Source organism: Cupriavidus sp. SK-4 (assembly GCF_000611125.1).
GTDB classification, from domain to species: Bacteria; Pseudomonadota; Gammaproteobacteria; order Burkholderiales; family Burkholderiaceae; genus Cupriavidus; species Cupriavidus necator.
Genome location: NZ_JFJW01000020.1, coordinates 61,741 through 68,483, shown reverse-complemented (window position 1 = coordinate 68,483; position 6,743 = coordinate 61,741). Strand labels below are relative to the sequence as shown.

The following is a 6,743-nucleotide window of genomic DNA, read 5'->3' as shown; positions in this document are numbered from 1 at the left end:
CTTGCGCGCCCGGCTGCCGCGCGGCTCGCCGCGGCCGACGTCGTAGGTCACGACATAGGTATCGCGATCCACCATCACGCTCTGGAAGCGCGCATACGGGCACATGTACTTGCACACCTGCTCGCGCATGAAGCCCGCATTGCCCCAGGTGGCGAACGCGTAAAACAGCATCCAGAACGACTGCCACGGCCCCAGCGACAGGCTGAGCACCTCGCCGCCCAGTCCGCGGATCGGCGCGAAATAGCCGATGAAGGTAAAGCCGGTCCAGAGCGCGATCAGCACCCACAGGAAGTGCTTGGTCGCCTTGAGACGGAACTTGCGCAGGCTCCACGGATCGCCATCGAGCCGGATGCGGGCGATGCGGTCGCCTTCGACCCGCCGCTCGATCCACATGAAGATCTCGGTGTAGACCGTCTGCGGACAGGCATAGCCGCAGAACAGCCGTCCCGCGATCGCCGTGAACAGGAACAGCGCCAGCGCCGAGATGACCAGCAGCACCGCCAGGTAGATGACGTCCTGCGGCCACAGCACCAGCCCGAAGATGTAGAACTTGCGCTCGCCAAGGTCGAACAGCACGGCCTGGCGGCCATTCCATTGGAGCCAGGGCGTGCCGTAGTAAATCAGCTGGGTCAGGATCACCAGCCAGACCCGCCAGCTGGAGAAGGCGCCCGTCACCGAGCGCGGGTAGATCTTGCGGCGGACCTCGTAGAGCGTTTCGTCAGAGGTCTCGCCCGGCGCAGCGGCCGACCGTTGCAGGTCGGCCGCCCGCGCCATTTCTTCGGTCCCGGGTGCATTCATGGGCATGCTCTCCCGCGAGCCACCAGCGCCCGCTCACATGAGTCGTCGGTCATTGCCCGGCTCCGCCCCCGGTATTGGACAAACCCCAGACATAGGCCGTCAGCATCCGGATGCGTTCAGGCGTCAGGATCTCCTCATGCGCGGGCATATGGTTGTTGTGGCCCTTCAGGATGGCATCGACGATGCTGCCTTCCGAGCTGCCATACAGCCAGACGTTGTCCGACAGGTTGGGCGCACCGAGCGCCTGGTTGCCCTTGCCGCCGGCGCCGTGGCATGCCACGCAGGTCGTCTTGAAGGCGTCCTCGCCACGCGACGCACGGATCGGGTCCGACGACAGGCCCGACAGCGAGCGCACGTATTGCGCCACGTCGCCCGCCTGCTTGGCGTCGATGGCCGCGGCAAACGGCGGCATCACGCCATTGCGGCCCTTGGTGATGGTCTGCTGGATGATGTCGGGTTCGCCACCATAGAGCCAGTCGCTGTCTGTCAGGTTCGGGAAGCCGCGGCTGCCGCGCGCGTCCGAGCCATGGCACTGTGCGCAGTAGTTCAGGAACAGGCGCTGGCCGATCTCGCGCGCCTGCGGATCCGCCGCCACCTGCTTGACGTCCATCTTCAGGTACTTGGCGTAGATCTCGTTCTGCATTTTCTCCTGCGCCGCGCGGTGCGCGGCTAGTTCGCCCTGCGTGGAGAACTTCAGCACGCCGGCATACGAACCCAGTCCCGGGTACAGCACCAGGTAGGCCAGGCTGAAGATGCAGGCCAGCAGGAACATCCACATCCACCAGCGCGGCAGCGGGTTGTTCAGCTCGCGCAGGTCACCGTCCCAGACATGGCCGGTGTCTTCAGTGCCGCCGGCGGTCTTGGCGACCTTGCGTTGCGAGAACAGCAGCCACACGCACCAGACGATGCCGATGAGCGCGATAGCGGCAATGTAATAACTCCAGAATTCGGAAATGAAATCGCTCATGGCTAGGTGTTCCGGCTCGATGTTGTCGTGGTTTCGTCAGGCAGCGCGAACGGCAGCATGGCGGATTCCCGGTTGGCGGCCTGCCGGCCGGCGGACCAGGCCCACCAGCAGATCCCCAGGAAGACGACCATCGACACGACGGTCGCAATGGCGGTGATCATGGCCATGGCTTACTCCTTGGGTGCCGCGGCCGCGGCGGAATCCACGCGGACGTTGCGGCGGTTGGTGCCCAGGCCTTGCAGGTAGGCAACCAGCGCATCTTCTTCGGTCTTGCCCTTGAGCTCGTCCGGTGCCTTGACGATCTCGGCATCCGTGTACGGCACGCCCAGGCGCACCAGCGCGCGCATGCGGGCCTGGATATCGTTGGTGGGCAGCTCGGCCTTTTCCAGCCACGGGTACGATGGCATCACCGATTCCGGCACCACGTCGCGCGGATTGCGAAGGTGGATGCGCTGCCAGTCATCCGAGTAGCGCCCGCCCACGCGCGCCAGGTCGGGACCGGTGCGCTTGGAGCCCCACAGGAACGGGTGGTCGTAGACCGACTCGCCCGCCGTGGAGAAGTGGCCGTAGCGCTCGGTCTCGGCCTGCAGCGTGCGGACCTGCTGCGAGTGGCAGCCGACGCAGCCTTCACGGATATAGATATCGCGGCCCATCAGCCGCAGCGGCGAATACGGGGTGATGCCCGGATCCGGCTCGGTGGTGGAGTGCTGGAAGAACAGCGGCACGATCTGGACCAGACCCGCAATGCTGACCACGAGGATCGTGCAGATGATCAGCCAGCCGATGTTCTTCTCCAGCGTTTCGTGGGAAAAGAAGCGTTGTTTGTCGGACATCTTTCTATCCTGGATTGATCAGTGGGCAGAGGCAGTGATGCTGGCCGGGATCGGCGCATCTACGGCGGGCTTGCCGACGATGGTCTTGAGCACGTTGTAGGCCATCAGCAGCATGCCGGACAGGAAGCACAGGCCACCCAGCAAGCGAATCAGGTAGAACGGGTACTTGGCCTTGACCGCTTCGACGAAGGCATAGGTCAGCGTGCCGTCAGGCTGCGTGGCGCGCCACATCAGGCCTTCCATCACCCCGGCGATCCACATCGAGGCGATATACAGCACCACGCCGATGGTCGCGATCCAGAAGTGCCACTCGATCAGGCGGACGCTGTACATCTGCTTCTCGCCGAACAGGCGCGGGATCAGGTAGTAGAGCGAGCCGATCGAGATCATCGCGACCCAGCCCAGCGCGCCCGAGTGCACGTGACCGATGGTCCAGTCCGTGTAGTGCGAAAGCGCGTTGACGGTCTTGATCGACATCATCGAGCCTTCGAACGTGGCCATGCCGTAGAACGACAGCGCCACCACCAGGAACTTCAGGATGGGGTCGGTGCGCAGCTTGTGCCAGGCCCCCGACAGGGTCATGATGCCGTTGATCATGCCGCCCCACGATGGCGCCAGCAGGATCAGCGAGAACACCATGCCCAGCGACTGCGCCCAGTCCGGCAGCGCGGTGTATTGCAGGTGGTGCGGGCCGGCCCACATGTAGGTGAAGTTCAGCGCCCAGAAGTGGACGATGGACAGGCGGTAGGAGTAGATCGGGCGCTCGGCCTGCTTGGGAATGAAGTAGTACATCATCCCCAGGAAGCTGGTGGTCAGGAAGAAGCCCACGGCGTTATGGCCGTACCACCACTGGATCATCGCGTCCTGCACGCCGGCATAGGCCGAGTAGGACTTCCACAGCGACACCGGCATCTCGATGTTGTTGACGATATGCAGCAGCGCGATGGTCAGGATGTAGGCGCCGAAGAACCAGTTGGCGACGTAGATATGCCGGGTCTTGCGCTTGACGATGGTGCCGAAGAACACGATCGCGTAGGCCACCCAGACCGCGGTGATCAGCAGGTCGATCGGCCATTCCAGTTCCGCGTATTCCTTGGAGCTGGTGATCCCCAGCGGCAGCGTGATGGCAGCGGCGACGATGACCAGTTGCCAGCCCCAGAACGTGAACGCGGCCAGCGGGCCGCAGAACAGGCGCGCCTGGCAGGTGCGCTGGACCACGTAGTACGAGGTCGCAAACAGCGCGCTGCCGCCGAAGGCGAAGATCACCGCATTGGTATGCAGCGGCCGCAGCCGGCCAAACGACAGCCATGGTGTGTTGAAGTTGAGTTCGGGCCAGATCAGCTGTGCTGCCAGCAGCACGCCGACGGCCATGCCGACGATCCCCCAGACTACCGTCATGACAGCGAACTGTCTTACGACGCCGTAATTGAAGGTGTCGACGCGTGAAGACGCGGCAGTGACATCCATTCAGACCCCCAAAGCTTAGAGAAGAGAAAAAACCTACTGACAGTGTGACTTTAGAAAAACCATGCTGTGTGTGCGTTGATCTTTATCAAGTCGCTCAGGGCATGCATGGAACCTGCGTGCGGGGCCCCGGTCGGAGGGCGCGCCGCGCGGCGGGTTCAGGGCTTGTCGTTGTCCAGCAGGATCGATTCGGCGGGCCGGTCCAGGTCGTCGTACTGCCCGGCATGTAGGGCCCACCACAGCGCGCCCGCGATGACCACGACAAGCACCAGGCTCATCGGCACCAGCAGGTAAAGCGTTTCCATCAGTCAGGCTCCCTTGTGGCGTGGCTTGCCGGCGCGCAGCAGGCGCCAGGCATTGGCCACTACCAGCAACGACGACAGCGACATGCCGATGCCGGCCATCCAGGCCGTGACCAGCCCCGTCGCTGCGAGCGGGATGGCCACCACGTTGTAGAAGAAGGCCCAGCCCAGGTTCTGGCGTACCACCCGGCGCGTCCGGCGCGACACCGCCAGTGCAGTGGCGATCTCGGCCACGCCGCCGTGCGTCAGCACCGCGTCCGCGCCGGCCTGGGCCAGCGGCGCGCCGCTGCCGATGGCGATCGACACCTGGGCCTGCGCCAGCACCGGCGCATCGTTGATGCCATCGCCCACGGCCAGCACCACCGCCCCGCCCTGCTGCAGCCGCGCCACGTAGTCGCGCTTGCCTTCCGGGGTGACCGCGCCGGCCACGCAGCCGATGCCGAAGTGCGATGCCCACCAGTGGACCGCATCGGTGTGATCGCCCGATACCATGTGGCAGCGCACGCCCAGTTCGCGCAGCCGCGCGAGCAACTGCGGCGTCTGCGCCCGCTCGACATCGGCCAGTTCGAAGCGCGCCAGCGGGCCCGCTTGCGCGCCCAGCCACACCACGGTGGCGCCAGGATGGTCCGCGTCGCCGCGCCAGGTGTCTGGTGCCTGGCCGCTGTCGGATCCCAGCGCCGCGACAAAGTCCGCGCGGCCGAGCCGCAGGCGTCGGCCATCGACGATCGCCTCCAGGCCCTGGCCCGGGACGTTGCGCATGTCGGACACCTGTAGCGGCATGCCGGCGTTGCCCTGTGCCGCGGCCACCAGTGCGCGCGCGATCGGATGTTCGCCACCGCGCTCCATCGCGGCGGCCAGCACCAGGCATTGGGCCCGATCGGCGTCAGCCAGCGGCTCGACCGCGGCCACGGCAAAGCGGCCTTCGGTCAGCGTTCCGGTCTTGTCGAGCACCACATCGGTGACGCGCGCCAGCGTCTCCAGCGCGTGGCCGCGTGTCAGCAGCACGCCGCGGCGCGACAGCGCTGCACCGGCCGCGGCCAGTGCGGCCGGCGTGGCCAGCGACAAGGCGCACGGGCAACTGACCACCAGCACCGCAATCGTCACCAGCAAGGCGCGCGACGGATCGATCCAGAGGCCCCACACCAGCCCGGTCAGCGCCGCCAGCACCAGCAGCGTCGCCACGAACCAGCCCGCGACGCGGTCGGCCAGCGTGGCCAGGCGCGGCTTTTCAGCCAGCGCGCGGTCCAGCACGGCGACGATCTCGGCCAGGCGGGTGCCGGCGCCGACGCGCGTGATCCGCAGTTCGAGCGGGCTTGCCGTATTGAAGCTGCCGGCCAGCACGGTCTCGCCGGCGGCGCGGCGCACCGGGCGGCTCTCGCCGGTCAGCATGGATTCGTCGAGTTCGCTCGCGCCCGCCACCACGGCGCCATCGGCGGGAACGATCTCGCCGGCCTTGACGCGGATGAGATCGCCCGCGCGCAGGCGCGCGACCGGCACACGCTCGCCGGCGCCGCCGGTGGCGGCCAGCCGCTCGCAGGTGGCCGGCAGTTGGCGCGCCAGCATCTCGGCGCCGCTGCGCGAGGCCTGGCGCACGCGCAGTTCCAGGTAGCGCGCCAGCAGCAGGAAGGCGACGAACATCGTCACCGAATCGAAATACACCTCGCCCACGCCGCGCACCGTGGCCAGCGCGCTGGCGGCAAAGCCGGCGCCGACGCCGATCGCCACCGGCACGTCCATGCCCATATGGCGCTGGCGCAGGCTGCGCCAGGCACCTGCAAAGATCGGCGAGGCGGCATAGAACACGACCGGCAGCGTCAGGGCAAAGCTGGCCCAGCGCATCAGCTGGAGCTGGCCCGGGTCGATGGTGGCCTCATGGGTGTAGATCGGCCACGCATACATCATGACCTGCATCATGCCGAGCATGGCCACGGCCATGCGCATCAGCAGCCCGCGGCGCGCGCGGCGGTCCTGCTGGTCGGTGCGCGAGACTTCGAACGGCCAGGCCATGTAGCCGATCCCGGCCAGCGCGGCCAGCAGCCCCGCCACCGTCTGGGCACCATCGCGCCAGCGCACCACCACGCGCCGCGTGGCGACATTGGCGACCGCGGACTCCACGCCCGCCTGGCGGCTCAGGTGCTGTTCGATCAGCCACGCGCAAGCGGCGCAGCGGATGTTCTCGGGCGCCAGCGTGATCTCGGCGCGGCCGCCGTCAAGCGGGCGGACAAACTGGGCGCGCAGCTCAGGGGTGTCGTAGGCGGCCCAGATCGGCTCGGCCTCGCGCCGGGCGTCGTCGTCGATGGGGCGGGCGAAGCGGGCTTCATCCCCGTACAAGTGGGCAAAGCCGGCCGCATGGAGGGTCTGTGCCAGGGCCTGGCAACC

The 6,743-nt window shown here is 67.0% G+C and carries 7 protein-coding genes; all 7 read right to left on the bottom strand.

The window, feature by feature from the left end; genetic code table 11:
• Positions 1 to 774: 4Fe-4S dicluster domain-containing protein (locus CF68_RS38025; protein WP_235205669.1), on the bottom strand; the 774-nt coding region annotated here is incomplete at its 3' end.
• 73 nt (positions 775 to 847) lie between these two features.
• Positions 848 to 1,765: a cytochrome-c oxidase, cbb3-type subunit III gene (gene ccoP / locus CF68_RS04720; RefSeq protein ID WP_035816380.1), complete on the bottom strand. Its 918-nt coding sequence runs from the start codon at positions 1,763 to 1,765 to the stop codon at positions 848 to 850.
• A 2-nt stretch (positions 1,766 to 1,767) separates the two neighbouring features.
• Complete coding sequence (locus CF68_RS04715; RefSeq protein ID WP_010809472.1) at positions 1,768 to 1,932, bottom strand: cytochrome oxidase; 165 nt, start codon at positions 1,930 to 1,932, stop codon at positions 1,768 to 1,770.
• 3 nt (positions 1,933 to 1,935) lie between these two features.
• Complete coding sequence (gene ccoO / locus CF68_RS04710; RefSeq protein WP_035816378.1) at positions 1,936 to 2,598, bottom strand: cytochrome-c oxidase, cbb3-type subunit II; 663 nt, start codon at positions 2,596 to 2,598, stop codon at positions 1,936 to 1,938.
• 18 nt (positions 2,599 to 2,616) lie between these two features.
• Complete coding sequence (ccoN, locus tag CF68_RS04705) at positions 2,617 to 4,065, bottom strand: cytochrome-c oxidase, cbb3-type subunit I (RefSeq protein WP_010809470.1); 1,449 nt, start codon at positions 4,063 to 4,065, stop codon at positions 2,617 to 2,619.
• Positions 4,066 to 4,220: 155 nt separating this feature from the next.
• Complete coding sequence (gene ccoS, locus CF68_RS04700; protein WP_010809469.1) at positions 4,221 to 4,367, bottom strand: cbb3-type cytochrome oxidase assembly protein CcoS; 147 nt, start codon at positions 4,365 to 4,367, stop codon at positions 4,221 to 4,223.
• 3 nt (positions 4,368 to 4,370) lie between these two features.
• A partial coding sequence (locus CF68_RS04695) for a heavy metal translocating P-type ATPase (protein WP_035816377.1) occupies positions 4,371 to 6,743 on the bottom strand: 2,373 nt, incomplete at its 5' end.

What these genes read in the sequence shown, in the direction of transcription:
- ccoS (WP_010809469.1), bottom strand. Translation starts at nt 4,367, where the DNA reads ATGGAAACGCTTTACCTGCTGGTGCCGATGAGCCTGGTGCTTGTCGTG.
- ccoN (WP_010809470.1), bottom strand. Translation starts at nt 4,065, where the DNA reads ATGGATGTCACTGCCGCGTCTTCACGCGTCGACACCTTCAATTACGGC.
- ccoO (WP_035816378.1), bottom strand. Translation starts at nt 2,598, where the DNA reads ATGTCCGACAAACAACGCTTCTTTTCCCACGAAACGCTGGAGAAGAAC.
- ccoP (WP_035816380.1), bottom strand. Translation starts at nt 1,765, where the DNA reads ATGAGCGATTTCATTTCCGAATTCTGGAGTTATTACATTGCCGCTATC.
- CF68_RS04715 (WP_010809472.1), bottom strand. Translation starts at nt 1,932, where the DNA reads ATGGCCATGATCACCGCCATTGCGACCGTCGTGTCGATGGTCGTCTTC.